The organism is Microbulbifer sp. MLAF003 (genome assembly GCF_030012965.1).
GTDB classification, from domain to species: Bacteria; Pseudomonadota; Gammaproteobacteria; order Pseudomonadales; family Cellvibrionaceae; genus Microbulbifer; species Microbulbifer variabilis.
This window is the reverse complement of record NZ_CP120232.1, coordinates 2,527,957-2,546,102: the sequence shown is the minus strand read 5'-3', so window position 1 is coordinate 2,546,102 and position 18,146 is coordinate 2,527,957. Positions and strand designations below refer to the sequence as shown.

The 18,146-nt window shown below is 48.2% G+C and carries 10 protein-coding genes; 7 read left to right on the top strand and 3 right to left on the bottom strand.

The window, feature by feature from the left end:
* Positions 1-11 precede the first annotated feature (11 nt).
* Genes P3339_RS12200 through P3339_RS12185 form a run of 4 tightly spaced genes read left to right on the top strand, consistent with a single transcriptional unit; the run spans position 12 to position 6,472 of the window.
* Complete coding sequence (locus tag P3339_RS12200; protein ID WP_282950639.1) at positions 12-899, top strand: ABC transporter ATP-binding protein; 888 nt, start codon at positions 12-14, stop codon at positions 897-899.
* Positions 896-4,309 carry an ABC transporter permease gene (locus P3339_RS12195; RefSeq protein ID WP_282950638.1) on the top strand — a complete coding sequence of 1,138 codons (3,414 nt, stop codon included), beginning with the start codon at positions 896-898 and terminating at the stop codon, positions 4,307-4,309. Before P3339_RS12200 ends, P3339_RS12195 begins: the two co-directional genes overlap by 4 nt.
* Positions 4,310-4,328: 19 nt before the next feature.
* Positions 4,329-5,123 carry a TonB-dependent receptor gene (locus tag P3339_RS12190; RefSeq protein WP_282950637.1) on the top strand — a complete coding sequence of 265 codons (795 nt, stop codon included), beginning with the start codon at positions 4,329-4,331 and terminating at the stop codon, positions 5,121-5,123.
* A complete protein-coding gene (locus P3339_RS12185; RefSeq protein WP_282950636.1) occupies positions 5,063-6,472 on the top strand; it encodes a TonB-dependent receptor in 1,410 nt (469 codons plus the stop codon). The genes P3339_RS12190 and P3339_RS12185 overlap by 61 nt, the downstream gene beginning before the upstream one ends.
* 89 nt (positions 6,473-6,561) lie before the next feature.
* Here P3339_RS12185 and P3339_RS12180 read toward each other — a convergent pair whose 3' ends face one another.
* Positions 6,562-7,245 (bottom strand): VOC family protein, encoded by a 684-nt coding sequence (locus P3339_RS12180; RefSeq protein ID WP_282950635.1) that lies wholly within the window; start codon positions 7,243-7,245, stop codon positions 6,562-6,564.
* Between the two features lie 298 nt (positions 7,246-7,543).
* Positions 7,544-9,433 carry a potassium transporter Kup gene (locus tag P3339_RS12175; protein ID WP_282950634.1) on the bottom strand — a complete coding sequence of 630 codons (1,890 nt, stop codon included), beginning with the start codon at positions 9,431-9,433 and terminating at the stop codon, positions 7,544-7,546.
* Positions 9,434-9,757: 324 nt separating this feature from the next.
* Between P3339_RS12175 and P3339_RS12170 the strand changes: the two genes are divergently transcribed.
* The 3 genes from P3339_RS12170 to P3339_RS12160 all read left to right on the top strand — a co-directional run bounded on the left by P3339_RS12170 (position 9,758) and on the right by P3339_RS12160 (position 16,610).
* Complete coding sequence (locus P3339_RS12170) at positions 9,758-11,398, top strand: acetolactate synthase large subunit (protein ID WP_282950633.1); 1,641 nt, start codon at positions 9,758-9,760, stop codon at positions 11,396-11,398.
* Positions 11,399-11,683: 285 nt separating this feature from the next.
* A complete protein-coding gene (locus P3339_RS12165) occupies positions 11,684-12,334 on the top strand; it encodes an MOSC domain-containing protein (protein WP_282950632.1) in 651 nt (216 codons plus the stop codon).
* 676 nt (positions 12,335-13,010) lie between these two features.
* Positions 13,011-16,610, top strand: a complete 3,600-nt coding sequence (locus tag P3339_RS12160; RefSeq protein ID WP_282950631.1) for an amino acid adenylation domain-containing protein — start codon at positions 13,011-13,013, stop codon at positions 16,608-16,610.
* A gap of 160 nt (positions 16,611-16,770) precedes the next feature.
* Here the strand turns inward: P3339_RS12160 and P3339_RS12155 are convergent, their stop codons facing one another.
* The gene (locus tag P3339_RS12155) at positions 16,771-18,006 is read right to left on the bottom strand and encodes an MFS transporter (RefSeq protein WP_282950630.1); all 1,236 of its coding nucleotides are present in this window, start codon (positions 18,004-18,006) and stop codon (positions 16,771-16,773) included.
* Positions 18,007-18,146: the final 140 nt, after the last annotated feature.

Here is an 18,146-nt window from a genome sequence, read left to right as displayed (position 1 = left end):
TAGGAGGAGAGATGCAAAAGCAATCAGGGTTGATCGTTGAAGGGCTCTTTAAGACTTATAAAAACGGGGTGAAAGCGCTAAACGGTGTTGAATTGGAAGTTGGCCCCGGAATGTATGGGTTGCTAGGGCCGAATGGCGCGGGGAAAAGTAGTTTGATGCGCACTTTGGCAACCCTGCAAACACCAGATAGTGGTCGGATTATTCTCGATGGTGTGGATGTTCTGGCAGACCCGGATTTTATGCGCAGTAAATTGGGTTATTTGCCGCAACATATTGGCGCATACCCCGGGATTGCCGCACGGGCATTACTGGATCGTTTTGCCTGGCTTAAAGGTTTTACCCAAACGAGCGCACGGCGCCGCGAAGTGGACAGGCTTTTGGAGCAGGTCAATTTGGCCGATGTGGCCGATCGAGCTGTATCAACTTATTCCGGCGGCATGTTGCGCCGCTTTGGTATTGCTATTGCACTTATCGGTGAGCCGCGCCTAATTATTGTCGACGAACCCACAGCAGGCCTGGACCCCGCGGAGCGCAATCGCTTTCACTGTGTTTTGGCGGATGTCGCGGCGGATGCGATTGTATTGCTGTCCACCCATATCGTTGAAGATATCGAAAACCTATGTCAGCGCCTGGCGATATTGGCCTCAGGGCGCATTGTCGTTGAGGGGACAGCCCCGGAAGTGGCTGCTCCCCATAAAGACAAGATGTGGCAAGCACTGATTCCTCGCGGCGAGCAGTTACCGGAATCCCTGCACAACATCGCCAAGCCCGATGGCACCCAGGTAATCGTACACGGTGAGAAACCCGAAGACCCTCGATTTACGGCCCATACCCCGCGCCTGGAAGATATTTATCACCTGGCGATTGAGCAGGTAAAAGACCAGCGGGAGGCGGCATGAATAAGCTGGCGCTTATTGCCCATGAGGCAAAGCTGGAAATAAGGGCCGGTTTTAGCAGCGGCATTGTGGCTTTGGCCTTTTGGGGCCTGGTGATCTACCTGCTATTGAATCTGGTGAATGCAGACTATATGCAAAAAATGGGGGCTACAGATATCCCCCGGAACTCCCCATCGCTCATTTACCTGATGGGTGCTGGGTGTATGTTCTTTCAGTTTTTTGCCTGGGCCTGGGTATTCTCACAACCGATTCTGCGCGATCGCAAAGCCAGTTTGCACGAAGTCATTTATACAACCCCGAATTCCCTGAACGTAATGCTTTGGGGGCGGTTTATCGGTGCAGCGGTGATAGGGGCCATATTAAGTGCATCGGCGCTGGTGGGCTTTTTATTCTCGCCGGTATTGGTCTGGATGGGCTTACTGCCTGAAGCGGCGATTGGCCCAGCCCCCTGGAAAGCCCTCGGCTTTGCATGGATCTGGCTACAGATTCCTGCCAGTGTCGGTATCGGTGCTCTGTATTTTATTATGACGCTGCGCACTCGAAGCCTGGCGGGTCCCTTTGGGCTCGCTGCGGCTCTGATGATGTTGTGGATGTTTGCTGTAATCGTGCTTCAGGGTGCAAGCATTAATCCGCAGCTGGCTGCGGTCATGGACCCTTCGCTGTTTACTTTTGTTTATACGGAAGTCACCTCCTGGACACCTTTGCAAAAATCCTCTTCTTTATTGCCCTTTACCCTGGGCTCGGTATTAAACCGGATTTTTTGGTGTCTCTTACCACTGCTCGCTTTAGCTGTCTACTTGAAATACCTGCGAAGGGAGTCCCTGGTTCTGGAAGGGGCTGCCAAACCTTCTCGCGCTAAAGACAGCAAAAACAAATCCGCCAGTAAAGTAGCAGATCTCACTCCATCCAAGCCGGACACCGCATCATTTGGCCGCAGCCTGCGTCAATTAATGCTGGAAGCCCGTTGGAGACTACACCATGTATGGACTAGTCGGGCCTGGTGGGTTGGTGTGGCGATCCTGGTTGTAATGGGAGTCGTCAGCTCTTTTACCCAGATTATCTGGCATGCGGAAGGGCCCATGGCACCGCGTTTGGAAATGCTGTTGCCGCTCCTCAAGGATGTTATTTTCCTTGTGATTGCATTTGTGATCGCGGCACTGACTGGCTTGGTATGCCGCAGGGATCAGGTGCCAGGGTTTGAGGATATGCTGGCTGCTACTCCAGCGCCGGACTATATGCGCCTGTTTGGTGTTGCCCTTACGGTATTTGCCATGACGGTGCTGTTGGCATTGCTACCGGGGTTATCGGGCATCTTTGCCGTGCTTCTTTCTGCACCGGCCTCTGTCGATATTGGCCAGGCATTTACCTACCAGTTGTTGATAGTGACAGCACCGTTATTGGAGTTGTCGATGATGGTGCTTCTGGTGCATGCGCTATTCCGCCATGCGGGCTTTGCCTACTCCATGTCAATGTTCGTGACCTTTATCTTGGTACTGAATCATGAGTTGGAGCTGGTGCATTACCCTCCCTATGAAGTGGGTATCACTGCACATATTCAACTGTCGGCCCTCAGTGGTTGGGAACCTTGGACCGGTTATTTGTTAGCCCTGGATGGATTCAAAGTTGCACTCGCCGTATTGATGGTCGGCCTGGCTGCTCTATGGGTTCCAAGGGGATTGGATAGCCGCATGTCCCGGGGTTTTGCCCTGATACGCTCTCGCCTAATAGCCCCTCAGGGTGCCTTGGTGGCTTGTTCCGCTCTATTTCTTCTTGGCATAGGCTCGGTACTGGAAGACAAGTTGGTAGTGCAGGGAGGTTATCAATCACCGGATCAACTGAAGCGGGAAGATGCAGCCTGGGAAGCATACTGGTTGCCGAAAGCCACTGAGTTTGAAGTATCTGGAGGTGATCTGAATATCAGTATCAACCCGGATAATCAGACAGTGGAAGCTGAGTGGCAATTGCACCAAGTCCAGGTTGATGGACAGGGCTTGCAGTTTGAATTGCCCCAGGGATTTGTCCTGGTGAACGCTTTGGTGGATGGGCGTGAAGTAACGCCTGAACAGCGTTACGACCATATGTCCCTGCCAATCTCAGGCTGCCCTGAGCCAGGTTGTAATATCAAACTATCGTGGCAACTGACTGCGCCCGGCTGGTCTGCTGAGGGAGAGCCCTCGGGGCTGACACCCAGCGGAGTCTGGTTACAAGCCAGTGATATTGTTCCGCGTCTAGGCATTGATCCCGAGCGTATTTTGCGGGTGCCAGCAAAGCGTGAAGCATTGGGTTTAAGCCGTGAGTTTACGCTGCCAACCGCACAGCTGGCCGCAACTCTTGAGGGCGCGGCCCCTTCGGGAGATTGGCGCTGGCAAGTTCGTATTGAAAGCGCTGACAAGCCTGTCTTCAGCGAACAGGGCAGTACCACTGGCCCCTTGGATTTCGCCATTCATTGGGCACCGTATACGAAACTTGCGGTATTCGACGGTTTTGAAATCCCCCATGATTCCAACCGCTCTACTATGGTCTCCGCCATTGCAAAAGATGTGGGCCAGATGCAGGCCTGCGTTAATGATCGGCTGGGTACAGATATCGAAATTAAGCGGATTGCCCAGTGGCCGAGAGGACTCGGCGAGACTCGGGCCAGCGGCACCTTGTTGCAATTGTCCGAAGGGCCTCACTGGGATATCGCCGATGAGGGTACAGGACGCTGGCTGAGGCGGGTTGATATTGCCCGTGCCTTGGCCAGGCAGCATCTAGTTGCCAGGTCGGATTTACGACGTATTGCCGGTTCCGCATGGCTCAGCGATGGGGTTTCTGGAGCGATTGGCCTGCTGTGTGTTGCAGAAATCGACGGCATCGAAGTACTTGATGATGTACTGGTCCGCTACTCCGACAAAACGACTAGAGATTTGGCTGGCAGCGAGATCCCTGTTGAACGTTTAAGCACAGCGCCGATTTCTGGTTGGGCTCGCTACTATGCACCGGTCGCCGCACTGGATTGGACACTTCATCAAACCCCGGAATCCCTGTCTGCATTACTCGATGATATTCAGCAGCAGAAAAACATCGAGAGTGTGCTGCACGCCTATGTGGGCGTGACACGCACACAAAATATGCTCGGGGCTCCTCTCTCGTCAGCTTTGACGGTCGAATATTTGGAAACAGGCCAGATACGCCTGGATGGGCAGCGTTGGCGCTGGGAGAAAGGCGGGTGGCAGCCGGTTACCGAAACTGCCAGTTACCGTTTGTTAGCCGATATCAATGAGCTGGATGCAAAGGTCATCAACGGAAATGCACTGATCGATCGCTTGCCTTCCGAAAAAGTATTGGCGCTGGATATCTGGCCATCTTATCAGCGGGACCCTGCACAGAATTTACTGGCTGAGAGTTCTGAAGTTTTGAACAATGATTTATAGGTAGAAAGGAAATTAATTCATGCTCAGCTTAATCCGAGATAAAAAAGAACTCAGCAAACAGATTTCATTGCTGTCCGCAACATTAATGTACGCCTCTGGAGCCTATTCTGCTGCGGAAAACGCAGATAAAGAGAGTGCTTCTGAGAACGCGATGGAAGTTGTTGAAGTCACTGCACGGCATACAAAAGAGAAAGCCAAGGATATTCCCTTCAGTTTAAGTGTTATTGGTGAAGAGGAGTTAAAAAACCGGCTGCATCTCAACGTTGAGGATGCTTTACGCAGTGCACCTGGAGTGGATGTCTACTCTTCCAGCGGTGCGGTGGATGCGAATATCCGCATCCGTGGTGTTGGCTCTCTCAACCAGGTAAACAAAGATGATGGCTCAGTGGTGGTTAACCTTGACGGTGTTTCTATGCCGGCAGGGAATGTATCCCTCGGGACCCTGGATATTGAACGCCTGGAAATTATAAAAGGCCCGCAAGGGACGTTGTTTGGGCGTAACAGTGAAGCTGGGGCGATCAATATTACCACCCGGAAACCGACTGAAGAGTTTGAAGCTTATGGGCGCATTGAGCTGGGTGAAGACAACCAGAGCCTCTTTGAAACTGTAATCAGCGGCCCATTTTCTGAATCACTCCGAGGTCGCTTAGCAGTGCGTCATACCAGTGAGGATCACTGGGTTGAAAATACCACTAACGGTGAGCCCATGACCGAGCCTGAAGATCTGGCTTTCCGGGGAGCTTACTATGGGATTTGGGTCCAGAGACCTCTGCTTTATTTATCGCAGAGAGGCAGCACCAGGAAGGCTTCCTGAACTTGCAGTTGTTGCAACCTTTTGGCGATGATCCGAGCAGTGAACATACCTTGGGGGCATTTGACGATAACGAGAAAACAGTTGAGCGTTTTTCTACAGAAATCAACCATCAACTGGGTAATAGTCAATTGACTTCAATCACCGCATTGGTCGACACAGATTTTAGTTACCTAACCGGATTTGATCAGGAGACAGCCGCAGCTGTTTTTAATTTCCCTGTGGAGTATCTTCGTGGTGACAGTCAGGATGAACAAACTATCAGCCAGGATTTGCGCCTGTCCTCACTGCCTGATGCATCTACTTTCTGGGTAGTTGGGCTTAACTTGCAGGATAGTGAAAGAAGCTTCGATTCGATTGATTTGGTGTCCTACGCCAACCAATACCGGGATTATGAAACGGATAGCCAGGCTATTTATGGTGAGACTACGGTTCCTTTAACTGAAGTCATAAAATTTACAGCTGGACTGCGCTACACCCAAGAGAGTAAGGACTACGCCGGTGAGTACGCCAGCTATGGCACGGATGGAAATTTTTATGTCTCCCAAGATCAAAGAACGTTGGATGATGATTATACAACCGGGCGATTGGCTCTGAGCTACTCGCTGACTGAGTACACTAACCTATACACAATGGCCGCACGAGGCCATAAATCCGGTGGCTTCAATGATTTTGCGTTACAGTCCGCTGATAGCGTGGCGTACAAGCCGGCAACCGTTGATAGTATCGAAGTTGGTTTCAAGAGAGAATCAGACAGCTTGAATATCAGCGGTGCGATATTCTTTAACTCTGTGGAAGATGATCATTTGCTTGGCTTTGATTTCGCTTCCTACTCATCGGCTGCGGTGAATGCGGATACGGAAACCTTTGGAACGGAGTTTGAAGCCGATTGGTTTATTACTGAGAGGTTCAGTATTGCCGGAGGCTTGAGCTTCCTTGATACGGAAATTACCAAAGATGTTTACGGTGTTTCCGGTGGTGATGTTATGGCGGGTAATGAAGTACCCGATGTGCCTAGCTGGAGTGCAAGTCTGGCATTAAATTACTACCAGCCACTACCAGACTTTATGGGTTTAAGTGCACCAGCTCTCAATACCAATCTAACAGTTCGCCATGTGGATGAGCGTCCGGCAGATGCACAAAATCATTTTAACCTGGATGCTTATAGTAAAGTGGATCTGCGCCTAGCACTGCAAACAGATTCTATGGAACTCTACCTGTTTGCCGATAACTTGCTGGATGAGCAGTATCAACTATACGGTTACACCAATGCGATATTTGCTCCTGACGCCAGAATAGGGGCGCCGGCAAAAGGGCGTCGCGCGGGAATTGGAGCACTTTATCGTCTGTAATGAGGTTATGACAGCTTAGTTAATAGCTGTTTTGTATAGCTCGATGGTTAGTGGATCAATCACTTTACAAGATTGATCCACTAATTTGTTTAATTTGCAGGGTTGATTTTACTTCCATGCAATAGAGTAGGATCCAAATTTTCTTTCAGCCCGCTAACTTCTATGCCTGTGACTTTGGTTGTGGGACCAGGTTTGATATTAAATATGGAATCTTGATCGGTTAAACGTCGCACAGACTGCCAGTCCTGCTCACTGACTTCCATATACACTTTACTCAGGCCATTAGCACCATTTTTATGATCTGTTTTTTGGGGGTATTGAGGTGGGTTGTACGGACTCACTAAAAATGGCAGTCGCTCAGAGCGAGGGTAAACAAAGCGAAAACTGATTTTTTGTCCGTTTGGTTTGGTGCGTCGCCAGGGAATTACTCGCCCAGTTTGAACCCCTTCACGGTTCATTACTGAAAGATCATTATCAAAATCGTCACTGACTAAGGCAACATCACAAAAACCTTCCCCCTCTTGCGACCAACGTATCATTCTACGTCCCGCGCCCCGGCCAGCAAAGACATCAATCAGCCATTTGAAATAGCGAGCATTAGATGGAGATGTCAACAACTCAATAATTGCCCCTTCACTGAACCAAATGTGCGCATGCTGGGCATTTTTTTCTTTTGTGGCGTAATCCACGGTAAAACCAAGCTGGCGAAAATCCTGTACAGCTTGATGAATATCCTTAACCCAGAGTAAAACATGGCTACAGCGTGTTTTCATAATAGTGCCTAGTTGTATGGATTAGTTTAGGGGTAATATTACAATCAAGGAAATCCTAATTTAAGGGTTGGGTCGTCATTTTCTGGTAATTAATAATAAAAATAATTTATCGTGCATTCTTATTGTTAGGTAACTGATGCCAGTTGTGGAATATGTATAATATTTCTAATTGACTTGACGGTAAAAGGGTTTTACTTAATCGGTACTCCAGAGAGGGCTAAGATTTAATGTTCAAGTGTGAAATGAAATGTCGAAACAAGGTGGTCGCATTGTTAGCCTCACAGAAAAAATAGCGAATCTAGATCATAATATGCTCCCCCATTTCTACTGTGCGGTTTGCCGGTATTCGGAAGTATGCTATCGCACTACTTGAGTTACGTACCATGGCTGAAAATAGTCTTTCCCGCCAGGGAGGCATATTACTGTAACCATGTTTTACTGGGATTATATTTGTTCTACAAAGGAAGAAGGATGCTTTACTTGGATCGATATCCAATAAATGGGTATTGTATAATCGCCGTAGGGCTCGCTCAACATCCGGATGCTCCATATATCCATACCGAAGAATTAAGCGGTAGCACCCCTCCCTCATCTTGCTAATGATAAACCGGTTCCGTGGTGCAACAAGGGGTGTGTTGGCAACTGTTACGATGAGAAATAATAATTTTTCGTGAAGGACCTTATTGTGCTTAAGATTGTAAATTAGGGCATGGGGAGTATAAATTTTGTTCGTGGTCACAAATACTGCTGTACCAGGAACACGGGTTGGTGGATCTTTAAATAGGGAAGTTAAAAATGGCTCGAGTTCATAGTCTTTGCTTTTTTGATAGCGCTCTATAGCCTTTTTGCCTTCCCGCCATGTCGTCATCAGTAGTCCAATTACGGCTCCTAAGGTAATTGAAAACCATCCGCCATGGCTGATTTTGGCAATATTGGAGGTGAAGAAAGATAGATCAATGAGGATAAAGAAAATTGCACCAAGGATACAGATAGGCAGGCTGTACTTCAGGTGGTGTCGATAGACAATGGCCGCAATACAGGTTGTAGTCAGCATTGTACCACTGACAGAGACACCATAGGCTCCTGCCAGGTTAGTCGAAGATCCAAACCCCAGGACCACAATAATTACCAGAACCATCAATATAAAATTTACGCCGGGCATATAAAATTGGCCAGCAAGATCCGAGGATGTATAACGTATTGCCAAGCGAGGCAGAAAGCCAAGTTGGATTGCCTGCTTGGTAAGAGAAAATGTACCGGAAATACAAGCTTGTGATGCGATACATGTGGCTGCAGTGGCTAAGGCGATCATCGGGAAAAGCGCCCAGGCCGGGTACATACGAAAGAATGGGTTGTCGGAAGAAGAGGGGTCTACCATCAGAAGGGCGCCTTGCCCCATATAGTTCAGTGTCAGAGCCGGGAAGACCAGCCCTAGCCACGCGATACGTACTGGGGTGCGACCAAAGTGCCCCATATCGGTGTAGAGTGCCTCACCACCGGTGAATACCAGCAGTACAGCTCCAAGAATCCAAAATGAGGCTATACCGTGCCCGGTAAGGAATTTGAAAGCATGGATTGGGTTTAACGCATGAATTATTTCGGGTTTTTGCACGACCCAGGTGATACCGATAGTTAATAAAGACAGAAACCAAAGAGCGGTAATGGGGCCAAATAGTTTTCCGACGGTCTCTGTTCCAAATCGCTGTAGAAAGAAGAGTCCCAGTAGAATTCCAATCGCAATAGGTAAAACCATCGGCTTAAAAATATCTCCACCAATCTCAAGGCCCTCTATTGCAGAAAGGACGGAGATCGCTGGAGTTAAAACGGCGTCACCAAAGAATAGTGCAGCGCCACAAAGGCCAGCCAAAATAACGAACTTCCGTAGATACCTCCGATCTTGTATTGAGGAAAGAGCAAGCGTCAAAAGCGCCATAATCCCGCCTTCACCACGATTGTCCAGGCGCATCACCAGGATGACGTACTTGACAGTGACAATAATCACTAGAGCCCAAAAAACTGCCGAAACGCCTCCAATGATATTCTCATGGGTAAGTGGAATACCATGTCTTTGGTGGAAGATCAGCTTAAAGGCATAAAGAGGGCTAGTGCCAATATCACCGAAAACTACGCCAAGAGCAGCAAGGGAAAGCACCCAGTGCTTTTTTACGCCTTCCGAGCGTTTTTTCATTTGCAACTCTTACAATCCGGTGTCATACAGAGGCAGGGATCAACAATGTATTGATGGAAAGGACTCCCGTTATTAATAGTTCATTCCTTTGCCCTGATGTTAGCAACCATGTAGACCGAGCGGCCTGGTCCGCTACTGGGATCCTAAGAAGATGATTATTTTGAAGCCAATTTAATTTGGAGATTTTCGTCGCTCACTGGCAGTTCTGATTTAGAAAAATACTGGCAGTCATGTTGTAGGTCAGGAGCATCTGGTGCCCCACATCCTTTGGCGTCATCCAAGTAAGTGCTGGCAAAAGTGCCAGCGATCATAGGAGCCGTATCAATGAAAGCATCCGATCTATTTATTCATGCCCTGGAGGCTGAAGGCGTCGAATATATTTTCGGTATCCCCGGGGAGGAGAACCTGGATGTACTCGAGTCTTTACGTGGCTCCAAGATCAAGCTGGTTCTAACCCGTCACGAGCAGGGTGCCGGATTTATGGCTGCTACATATGGTCGTCTGACCGGTAGATCGGGCGTGTGTTTGGCGACTTTAGGGCCAGGCGCTACAAACTTGGTGACGGCAGCGGCCTATGCCCAGTTGGGTGGCATGCCAATGGTACTTGTCACTGGCCAAAAACCCATTAAGAGTTCCAAGCAAGGCCAATTCCAGATTATCAATATCGTGGATATGATGCGTCCGCTCACCAAGTACACCAAAACGATCGTTGGTGGGGACTATGTGCCATCTTATGTCAGGGAGGCATTCAGGCGTTCAGAAGAAGAGCGTCCAGGAGCAACACACCTTGAAATTCCTGAAGATATAGCTCGTGAGCACTCCACAATGCCAGTGCTGGAAGCAAGCTATACCCGCAGGCCCATCGCTGAAGAGAAAGCTATACGCCATGCTGCAGAAGCTATCTCAGGATCACGCAAGCCGTTATTGTTAATTGGTGCCGGTGCAAATCGAAAGCTCACGGCAAAGATGTTGCGTAAGTTCGTCGATAAGCTGGGGATTCCTGCGGTAACAACACAAATGGGTAAGGGGGTCATTGATGAATCCGGCCCACACTTTATTGGTAATACGGCGTTATCTGATGGAGATTTTGTACATCGGGCGATTGAGCAGGCAGACTTGATTATCAACGTAGGTCACGATGTAGTAGAAAAACCGCCATTCTTTATGCGTCCTGGGGGAGCGGAAGTTGTACATATCAACTTCAACTCTGCCCAGGTAGATCCGGTTTACTTCCCCCAAATCGAGGTTATAGGGGACATTGCCAACAGCCTTTGGCAATTAACTGAGCATCTGAAGCCACAGGAACACTGGAGCTTTACCGATGCCCACCGTATTCGCGCTGCATTGTTAAAGCAGATTGATGAAGCTTCCAAGATTGACACCTTCCCAATCCGCCCGCAGCGATTGGTCAGGGATGTGCGGGAAGTAATGCCAGAGAAGGGCATCATTGCCCTTGATAATGGCATGTTCAAAATCTGGTTTGCTCGTAATTACCCAGCACGATGCCCAAACACGGTACTTCTGGATAATGCGCTGGCCACTATGGGGGCTGGGTTGCCCTCGGCTATGGCAGCCAAACTGGTTAACCCTGATCGTCGTGTAGTCGCAATTTGTGGTGACGGTGGCTTTATGATGAACTCCCAGGAAATAGAGACGGCAGTTCGTTTAAAGATGGACCTGATCGTACTGATTTTGCGGGATGACGCCTACGGAATGATCAAGTGGAAGCAGGCTATGATGGAGTTCAGCGATTTCGGTCTGGACTTTGGCAACCCGGATTTTGTTGCCTATGCGCACTCCTATGGTGCTCATGGTCATCGTATCGAGGCAACAGGAGAACTAAAACCAATGATCGAGAAGTGCTGTAAAGAGGGTGGGGTACATCTGATTGATGTTCCTATGGACTACAGCCATAACGATCGCATCCTCAACCATGAGATTCGTGAGTTATCCAGCAAGCTGTAATATGGGGGCGCCAGGAGGGGCTAGTTGACTTTTAGCCTCTTCTTACACTCTTATACCGCTTTTGCGTTCTATCTATTGGTCTTTTTCCTGTTATTCCTACCCCATTTTTTTGATCAAGATTAAAAGTGGGTGTCTACTGATTGCTGGAGCTTTGCCATCGGCTCGATATGAGAGAAGTTATAGTGGGAAAGTAATCACCTTCAAAAAACCAAGTGTCAAGTTTCCGAGAATTATGATAGAAGAAGCTCCTTAGGGTGATGAAATCGAACGATCAGTAATAAAGTTATGAAAATTGTTTCCATCAATGTTTCCAAGAAGAGGGTTGTTGAATACAAAGGTGAGCCGGTCACCACCGGTATTTTTAAGAAACCGGTGAAAGGTAAAGTGCTTGTTAGTAAAGGCAATCTGGAAGGGGATGAACAGGCCGACCTAAAGCATCACGGCGGCGTTGATATGGCCGTTTATGCATTTGCCAGTGACCACTATGAATATTGGAAAGGAATTCTGGACAGAAGCGAATTACCTTATGGAGCTTTCGGTGAAAATTTAACGGTGACCGGGCTTATCGAAGAAAAGATTTTTATTGGTGACCGGTTTCGTGTGGGAGATTGCCTTCTGGAGGTGAGCCAGCCAAGAATCCCTTGCTTTAAGCTCAATATAGCATTAGACAGTGATAAGGCCGTTAAACTATTCAAAGAGCACTTCAACACAGGTGTATACTTCAGGGTACTTAAAGAAGGCTATATCGGGCAGGGAGATGAACTCAGGAAAGTAAAGGAGTTAACAGGCTCTATTAGCGTAAAGTCTGTGTTTAGGGCTCTATTTGACAAAGAGTATACGCGTAGTAAGCAGATTCTTGAAACTGCTTATCAATTACAATCCCTTTCTCAGGAGTGGCGAGAAAAAGCGAAAAAACGTTTAAAGCGGGTTAGTTAGCCCAATGCCCAGATTTTTTTAAATAATCCTCTTGTAAAATATCCTGGACCGGCAGCCGCTTTGCAGCAGTATTTTTACTTGCTTTACCAGGAGACTTGCTTATCTAACTGTTGCAGGTTTTCCTTTCCTATATCGCATCATTAGTTGCAATTTTTTAAATAAGTTCCCTGGGTAATATGGCTAATTAGGCTTGAGGTATGGCCAAGTGGATCGTGAAAGATTGTAAAGGGATCTTTCCACAGCAGTAGGAACCGTGTAACTTTTTTCATATCGACATAAAAAATAAATAGAAAATTATTACAGTTAGGCTGTGTGAAGAAGGTGTTGTAAATGGTTGAGCTGGTAATATTTAGTTCAATGATCAATCAGAAATTTAGCCTAAAGCCCTTTTGCCTATATATTCCTTATTTTCACTGCAGAGTTATTCCAGCTTGCTTGATTAAAAGATAAAACTATGGCGCAAGAACAGTAGATTTCACTTAATAATGGTGTTTGTATCACTTTGTGCGATACGTCATTCGTGATTTTTAATTAAATATTACCCTTTAGTTTGTGGATTTGGGTTTATAGGAGGTGTTTCTAAAAATTAGGAAATTTATGACCAAATTTGAAAGACATTAAATTGAATTGAAAGTTAATTTCCAGATATTTAATAAAGATATAAAGGTAAGATTCTGTGAGTAGTCCAGTTAAAAATTCCAAAATACAGCCCCAAACCGATATTTCAGTCTGCAGTTTGATCGCACAGCAAATGCTGGAGGCCCCTGATCGATTAGCCATTATCGATGGGAGAGCCAGTGTGAGTTTTAAGCGTCTGCTACAACGGGCCAGTGCGATCTCAGCTGAACTTGAGATTCGTGGTATTAAGCCCGGATCTTTGGTTGGGGTATGCATGAGCCGCTCCTGGGAGCTTGTGGCAACTTTAATTGGCGTAATACGAGCGGGGTGTGCCTATGTACCTTTAGACCCCGCCTACCCTCGAGATCGCATTCGTTACATGCTGGAACACTCACGTGCTTTGGCGGCTATCGTGGATAATGATAGCTCTGCTGACCTATGTCGCGAAGTGGGTGAGTTAATCTGGCTCGACAAAGTGAACGACCAAGGGGAGGAGATTTTAGATAGTTATGCCAGGCCATCAGCAAATGACTTGGCCTATGTTATCTATACCTCTGGTTCTACTGGCAAACCAAAAGGTGTTGCAGTTGAGCATCGGTGTATTGTGGCAATGTGTCACTCTATGGGAGAGTTGTTCAGTGAGAAGGAACTCCAGGGAGTATTCGCAGGGGCCTCAGTCTGTTTCGATACTTCTGTAATGGAAATATTTGGCACCTTGTCACTCGGGGGCACGGTAATACTGGGTAAGAATATACTTGATTTGCCAAACCATCCGGCAGCGGATCAAGTAAGAACCTGTGTATCTGTGGCATCGGCAATGCAGACATTACTAGCCACTGAAAAGTTACCCGAGGGGCTTCAGTGCCTGGTATTTGGTGGTGAGGCGTTAAAGCGATCCCTGGTTGAACAGGTTTATTCATTGAAACCTGGGCTGCGTGTATTCAATGCCTATGGCCCTACTGAGGATACGGTTTACTCAACAATTACCGAAGTTGAACCAGGCATCAAGGCGATTACGATTGGAAAATCAGTGCCAGGTTCCCGTGCGTATATTTTGAATGAGTCCATGCAACCGGTTTCTTCGGGTGAAGCCGGTGAGTTGTATCTGGCTGGAAGCAAACTGGCAAGAGGGTACTTATATGATGAAATTCTCACTAAGGAGCGTTTTATCGAGAGGGAATCTAGTGACCTTATCCCGGATCGCCGCTTGTACAGAACGGGAGACCTGTGTCAGTGGACGGAAAATGGTGAGATAGAATTTCTTGGTAGAGTTGATCAGCAGGTTAAGGTCAGGGGGTTCCGTATTGAGCTTGAGGAGATAGAGTCGACGCTTGAGACTATGCCGGGTATTGAAGCTGCTGCAGCGGCCGCCGTAGATGGTGGCATTGGTCAGAAAATGCTTGCAGTCTACATTGTTAGCCGGGACAAGACGATAACAGATACAGCCGTTAAAGAGTTCCTGGCGCAGCGGCTTCCGAAATATATGATCCCCCAAATCGTGAGGCACTTAGAAGCATTACCTGCGTTACCCAACGATAAGCTCGATCGCAAAAAGCTGATGGAATTAGAGGAGAGCTATGCTGGGTTGGGATCAAGTGTTGATACTGAGAACAGTACCAGTGACTTGATGCAACGCCTGATCGGTTCCAGCTCAGAACAGCAAGCAATTTTACTGTCGATTATTCAAAGAGAGGTGGCCGTACTCCTTAATTTTGCAGATCCAGAAGAAGTATTACCGGAACAATCTTTTTCTGGCCTCGGTCTCGACTCTCTCACAACCTTGGAATTGGCTCGGCGTTTGAGCAATAACCTGGGCCGTTCGGTTGCTTCCCAGGCGATTATGACTTACGCAACCCCAAATGCCCTGGCAAACCACATCCTTGGTGGTTTGAGTGATAATTCAGCTAAGGATTCGAATGAAAAAGTGAATCGTGCAGCATCGGATTCACTTGCCAGCTTCCAATCGCATATACAGTCTAGCCATCCGACTTTCCAGGCTGCAAAAGCACCGTCCTGGTCTGCACTGGATAAGAGTAAGCTGGTGCAAGAAGTCATGTATATGGTGAACGACCAGCGCCGAAACCCTTACAGTAAAGTGCTGCGCACAGGTAGTGCTACTCGGGGCACAGTGAGTGATGTTTACAATGATGAAGAGCAGGAAGCAATAATCTGGACAACCAATCTATATCTTGGTCTGAACCGGGATAAGGAAGTTATGAAGGAAGCCGCTTCCGCGGTAGCGAAGTTTGGCACTGGGATGGGTACTTCTGCCGCTGCGTCAGGTCTCACAGATCTCCACCTGGAGTTCGAGACTGAGTTTGCAGAGCTGGTAGGAAAACCGAGTGCATGCTTGTTCCCTACAGGGTATACCGCCAATGTTGGAGTGGTTGCAGGTCTTCTTGGTGAAGACGATGTGGTGGTTATAGACCAGCTTTGCCATGCATCTATTGTTGATGGTGCCCGTCTCTGTGGCGCAACAATCCGGACATTCAAGCATAATGATGCCGCCGACCTGGAGTCTGTGCTTGAGTCAGAAGTATCCCCATACCGTACGGTCCTCGTTGTTTTGGAAGGCGTATACAGCATGGGGGAGGGCGCCGCACCGGTAGCCAAAATTGTTCGTACAGCAAAGAAATATGATGCGCTCATTTTGGTGGATGAGGCGCATTCCTTCGGATTCTATGGTGAACGTGGAGCGGGCATTTGTGCCGCGCAGGGAGTTACCGACCAGGTGGATTTCATTATGACGACGCTCAGTAAGGCGCTGGGCAGTCTTGGTGGCGTTATTGCCGCGAAGGAAGAGTATGTAGATCTTTTGAGGTCATCATCAAGAGCTTATATTTTCCAGGCTTCGATCAGCCCTGCAGATATTGCCGCGGCACTGACGGCTTTGCGGAGGCTTAGCACCGATGATGGCTTACGGGAGCGGCTCTGGGATACGACACGCTATATGCGGCAGCGGTTCGAACAAGCCGGCTATGATCTGGGGACAGGAGATGGGCCTATTGTTACGCCGCACTTTAGTAACAAAGATAAGCTGTTTGCAATAGTGCAGGAGTTATATAAACGCGGTGTCCAGACATCGGCGGTTACCTATCCCATAGTGGAGAGCGGGCGTGGCCGGCTCAGGCTTATTTGCTCAGCAGCCCATACGAAAGGGGATGTGGACAAGACCGTTGAAGCCCTGATCGAGGCGGAGCGGGAAGTTGATAACTTATTGGTTGCCACAAAAGAAAAAGCTATGGACCCGAGCATAGCGCAGTCCGAAGTGGAAGATTGGGCGAATAATTTCTCCAGCTATCTTAAACGATCATTAGCAGGAGGCTCAGCCCCAACTCCAAACCTGGCTATGTCTGTAAGTGTCACTGACCAGTCTGAGCCGGTAAGGATTTTGTACTACGACGGAAATGTGACCTTAAGTGATCATAAAATATCCGGTCTGCCTTCCTGCTCAATGCTCCTAAAAAGTAGCGATGCAGTTTCCGCCTTGCACTCCTCCGATGTACAAGGGTTACTGAAAAGCATCTGTGCAGGGAGTTGTGTTTTAAATGGTCAGGTGGAGGCATTTATTTGGTTTATCGCGCGCATGGTTGATTTGCGGCGGGGCTCAAACGAGTCAGCAGCTAGCCGGCTGCCTCATGAGCAAGTTGTCTGCTAGTTGAGTCGAAAATTAATCTGGATGATTGGCCCTAGCAAATACTGCGGGGCCTCTTTTGGATGCGTTATTGGCATCCATGCCCCATATGGCTCCAGGTGCAGTTGTAGCTTTGACATCTCACTCTTGAGGAAGCTTTCATGAGACGTAAGTTACTGATTTCTCACTTCTCCACTCTGGCTAAGTTTTGCCAACCCAGCTGAATTAGTAACAGGACCAATATTGCTGCGGCAGCAGTGATAAAAAATGGCAATCGAATATTCAATTCCATCGCTCCCCCACCGACCAGGGAAATCAGACTTGCTACCAGCGTAAAGCCCGCGGTGGCTATTCCCATTACCCAGCCCTGTTCAGTTTCATCGACGCTATTGGCAAATGTCTTCAAGAGGGCGGGGTAGGCGAGCCCAAAGCAGAGATAGGCAAAGAAAATGCTCAAGTAACAAAGCCAAATTTGATTACTGAATGCAAAGACTAAAGCGCTGCCTCCCATAACCAAGGCAGATAATTTGATAACCAATGGCTTGCTCCAGCGTGATAAGACTGGCTTAACCATAAACAGGCTGGATATCGCCACAGCAATGCCCATAGTCAGCATGGCCATGCTGGTCACCAGCAAGCCTGCCTGGAACCGGCTACTCAAGTAATTGGCGATAAAGATATAAAAGCTGAGATGTACCAGCATAAAGCAGAGGTAGGCGGGGCAAAGCCTGATTACCCCTGGGCGGTCTTTTAAATGTATGAACTGTGTAAAGAGATCCAGGAATCGCAGCTTGAGCTGCATCGGCGCCTTTCGGCTGTCATGGAAGAAGAGCAAGATTAGGCATAGGGTGACGGCGACAAGCACTAGCGCAAAGTAGAAGGGCAGTTGAATGCTGGCGATATTCCCCAGTAGTTCTCTATCTGCCAACAAGCCAGCCATGATAGGGCCGGCAACCGCGCCGGCACTCATGCCGGCCACTAGAAGACCCAGGTTCCTGGAGGCTTCCAGTTCTGTCTTGCTGGCATCAATCATTGCCGCCTGCGCTATAGGCTGGTTGCCTGCAGTGAATCCGCTGACCACTCGCCCCAGGATCAGGAGCCAGAGGCTGCTGTTAACCAGAGAGAGGATAGTTATTGCATAACCAACAAGAGCACCTATCAGGCATAGCACCATAGCATTCTTGCGCCCAATACTATCGGATAGCTTTGCGATATACACAGAGCCGACAAACCAAGCCAGAAAGAAACTACAGATAACGACGCCATAATATAGATGCCGTGTCGCCTGGGGCGTATCTGTAGGTAAGAACTGGAATTTTGTCGACATAACCAATTCATCGATAATTGGAAAAAGGAGTCCCTGGCCCATTAGGTCAACAAATACCACAGCCAGCAGGGCTAAGCGGCACATTGAAGACATGATGGGGGCCTCGCTTCTTGTTCGGTTATCAATTCCAATAACTGAATCAAGATAGCAGTTGGGGTGCTTTGACAGGAGTATCTACTGGAGCGGTAGGGCGATTGCTACTTTGCTTTTTTCGGGTGTCGGTATGGTGGAAT

What these genes read in the sequence shown, in the direction of transcription:
- P3339_RS12200 (WP_282950639.1), top strand. Translation starts at nt 12, where the DNA reads ATGCAAAAGCAATCAGGGTTGATCGTTGAAGGGCTCTTTAAGACTTAT.
- P3339_RS12195 (WP_282950638.1), top strand. Translation starts at nt 896, where the DNA reads ATGAATAAGCTGGCGCTTATTGCCCATGAGGCAAAGCTGGAAATAAGG.
- P3339_RS12190 (WP_282950637.1), top strand. Translation starts at nt 4,329, where the DNA reads ATGCTCAGCTTAATCCGAGATAAAAAAGAACTCAGCAAACAGATTTCA.
- P3339_RS12180 (WP_282950635.1), bottom strand. Translation starts at nt 7,245, where the DNA reads ATGAAAACACGCTGTAGCCATGTTTTACTCTGGGTTAAGGATATTCAT.
- P3339_RS12175 (WP_282950634.1), bottom strand. Translation starts at nt 9,433, where the DNA reads ATGAAAAAACGCTCGGAAGGCGTAAAAAAGCACTGGGTGCTTTCCCTT.
- P3339_RS12170 (WP_282950633.1), top strand. Translation starts at nt 9,758, where the DNA reads ATGAAAGCATCCGATCTATTTATTCATGCCCTGGAGGCTGAAGGCGTC.
- P3339_RS12165 (WP_282950632.1), top strand. Translation starts at nt 11,684, where the DNA reads ATGAAAATTGTTTCCATCAATGTTTCCAAGAAGAGGGTTGTTGAATAC.
- P3339_RS12155 (WP_282950630.1), bottom strand. Translation starts at nt 18,006, where the DNA reads ATGTCTTCAATGTGCCGCTTAGCCCTGCTGGCTGTGGTATTTGTTGAC.